Origin of the sequence: Ileibacterium valens, from assembly GCF_001945525.1 — a bacterium.
GTDB classification, from domain to species: Bacteria; Bacillota_I; Bacilli_A; order Erysipelotrichales; family Erysipelotrichaceae; genus Ileibacterium; species Ileibacterium valens.
This window is the reverse complement of sequence record NZ_MPJW01000014.1, coordinates 1-3083: the sequence shown is the minus strand read 5'-3', so window position 1 is coordinate 3083 and position 3083 is coordinate 1. Positions and strand designations below refer to the sequence as shown.

Below are 3083 nucleotides of genomic sequence, written 5' to 3'. Positions count from 1 at the left end.
GAAAGATCCCGTTCGCCACTGTATCCAAAGATACCGTTCGACTTGCATGTATTAGGCATGCCGCCAGCGTTCATCCTGAGCCAGGATCAAACTCTCCATTTGATTTGACTCAACGCTTTTGCGTTTTATTTTATTTTTTGATTGTTCAGGTTGAATTGACTTGTACTTGGTTTGTTTGTTTAACCTGTACCAATTGGTACTTGTACATACTGTCTGTAAAGTTTTCAAAGAACGAGTTATTTGTGAAGATTTATTTATCTTTCACAAGCTTGTTTATCTTACTCCCTGTCCTGATCAAAGTCAAGACTTTTTTGTGAATTTCTTTTTGAATTTCACAATCAGAAGAAGACTTCACTTGTGAGAAACAAGCCGTCTCTCACAAGGCTCATTAAGAATATCACTCTAAACCTCACCGGTCAACCCTTTTTGTGAATTATTTTTAGATTTTCACAAATAAGGATTTCTGCCCTTAGATAAAGGAGTTTGGATATTCCAGCCGCTGTTTCAGTTTGAATTTTTCAATCAATTTCTTAAACAGCTTGCTTACCTTAATCCAAAACAAACGAAATATCAATCTTTTTTGTAATTTCCCAATCAGAATTCTTTGAATGTTACTGAGCCTATGGATCGGAGATTTTCTGACCGAGAGAGAAACTAATTCAAATCAAATGAAAATCTCATTTGAACTGATACGATTTTGTTGAATTATTAAAACTCGAGGTAATGCTATGGAAATGATTAATCTTCAACTTCAGATTTTTTTATTGCTTGCGATAGGATATTGGCTAGGAAAATCCGGTTTTCTCTCCAAGAAAACCACCAATCAGCTCAGTGCTCTTGTTATCAATCTGATCCTGCCAGCTTCCATCGTTCGTTCCTTTCAAATTGAAATGACAGCTGAAATATTGGAGTCCACATTGTTTGTACTGATCCTTTCGACGGTAATACAGATTCTGACGGTATTCGTATCCAAATTTATCTGGAAACAAGTTAAAAATCCGGAAAAACGTTTGAACTTAGAATATGGGACTATCGCAAACAACGCCGGTACTCTTGGAATGGTTGTTGCGGAAGCAGCTTTCGGAGAGGTAGGACTTTTGTATTCATCCATCTACATGATCCCAGTCCGAATTATGATGTGGACTGCTGGTATAGCTCTTTACTCTCATAAGAAACAAACTGAACAGAGCCGTTTAAAAGGTTTGGGTAAAGTCCTGCTGCATCCTTGTATTATTGCAATTTATATTGGGATAGTACTTATGCTTGGTTCAATGGCGGGATTTGAGCTGCCTGGGTTCCTTCAGAAAACCCTGAATTCATTGGCAAACTGCAATACTGCAATGGTCATGCTGGTAATCGGAACAATTCTTTCAGAAATCTCCCCAAAGGATATTGCAGATAAACTTGCTGGTATATATTCAATATTCAGACTTCTGGTTTTCCCAGCTGCAGTATTTATTATTTTGAAACTTTTACCAATCCCCGCTCTGGCTAGTAATATTTGCATTATTGAAACTGCTATGCCTGCATCTGTGACTATGCCCATGCTTGCTCAAAAATATGGAAAGGATCCGCAATTTGCTTCAAAGATGATCCTGATATCCACTCTGTTATCCTTATTTACAATGCCTGTATGGACATGGCTATTTTCACTTCCTCAATTTTCATGATTTCGGCATAGTTCTTGACTATTTTGAAATGCTGAACAAGTACGATTTGTGGCAGTCAGATTCTGACTGCCATATTTTTATTTCAGTCGCTGTAACTTAGTATGTATTCACAAAAGAGCTCAAACCAGGATTTCAGGATTGAGCTCTTTAACGGATTTATTTTTTAAAATGTAGTAATGGTGAAACTCTTTTGTAAATCAGCAGCACAACGGCTGAGTTAATCGCTGCCTTGATCAGGTTAAATGGAAGTACTGCATAAAGGCAGAAAGTAAATCTATTGGTAATTAATGGATTGATAGCTCCGCCCATTTCGATAATGGTATCCAGAGGCAATCCATAAAAGTATGAATACATAGGTAATGAAACAAAATAATTTAATAAGGCTCCCCAGATAGCTAAGGATACAGATCCGATAAGCAGACCTACCAGAGCACCTTTACGGTTTTTGTGTTTCTGATAATAAATGGCTGCAGGTAAAACATAAAGCATACCCAGAATGAAGTTGGTCAGCTCGCCAACACCAGCAGTTGATGTCCCATTAAATAAAAGGTTAAGAATGATTTTTAGAGCCTCTACAGCTGCTGCTGCCCAGGGGCCCATTGCAAAGCCGGCAATCATAACCGCAACTTCATCCAGCCCCATCTTATAAAATGATGGAGCAATAGGAAGTGGAATTTCAAATAGCATTAAAATGAATGCTATGGCTGCTAGAATTGAAACTCTGCTGATCCAGGCAATCGAGATTTCCCGATTCTTTCGCCCTTTATTTAAGGGCTTTTTTACGGCATTTTCAGACATAATGTCTCCTCCTTTTATCGACCTTAGAAAATAAAAAAGGTCTTTGCATGCCGCAAAAACCGCCAAGGTACATGAAAAAAAGAGTGCATAAACCTTCTTCCATCCAGACTCTACTGTCGCCACCGGAATTTCACCGGTTCGTGCCGAAGCTCGCGGGGTATACCGCCGGTTGGGATTTTCACCCCACCCTGAAGTTTTTGCCAGTTCCTATAATAAGCCGAAAAACGGTAAGAATCAAATGGATCATGCTGAATTCGTGAAATTTCTATCAAGTTTATTGGCTTATTAAATTTGTGATTAAGCCGGAGCTGCCAAATCGGATTATAAAAATCAAAGCTTGCATTTGTCAGGAAACCACAAATGCAAAAAGCCGATCCGAAGTGATTGCTCACTCAGATCGGCTTTCTGTTTGCATGGCCTCTTGCTATTTTCGCTGTTCACTATCGTCGCCGTTAGAATGCTTGACTGCTGGGTGCGGAATGTAACCAGGTATTTCCATTCTGCCATCAAGACCACACCATGGATCTTTCAAAACCAAACATCAGCGACATCCTTCTTGTCTGTTGTCTTTGTTCTTTGTGTTTTACACTTCGCTTGCTTCGATCAAGCCCTCGA

2 protein-coding genes, 2 rRNA genes and 1 riboswitch are annotated in these 3083 nt (G+C 39.1%); of the genes, 1 reads left to right on the top strand and 3 read right to left on the bottom strand.

Annotation, left to right across the window (positions count from 1 at the left end):
• A 16S ribosomal RNA gene (locus tag BO222_RS13895) occupies positions 1 to 102 on the bottom strand; the annotation flags it as partial.
• Between the two features lie 626 nt (positions 103 to 728).
• On the opposite strand from BO222_RS13895, the gene BO222_RS00290 reads away from it, so the two are divergent.
• Positions 729 to 1670, top strand: a complete 942-nt coding sequence (locus tag BO222_RS00290; protein WP_075817356.1) for an AEC family transporter — start codon at positions 729 to 731, stop codon at positions 1668 to 1670.
• 156 nt (positions 1671 to 1826) lie between these two features.
• Here BO222_RS00290 and BO222_RS00285 read toward each other — a convergent pair whose 3' ends face one another.
• Positions 1827 to 2468, bottom strand: coding sequence for an ECF transporter S component (locus BO222_RS00285; RefSeq protein WP_075817354.1), 642 nt, complete (start codon positions 2466 to 2468; stop codon positions 1827 to 1829).
• Between the two features lie 87 nt (positions 2469 to 2555).
• A riboswitch (FMN riboswitch) is annotated at positions 2556 to 2668 on the bottom strand.
• Between the two features lie 211 nt (positions 2669 to 2879).
• Positions 2880 to 2985 (bottom strand): 5S ribosomal RNA (gene rrf / locus BO222_RS00280).
• Positions 2986 to 3083: the final 98 nt, after the last annotated feature.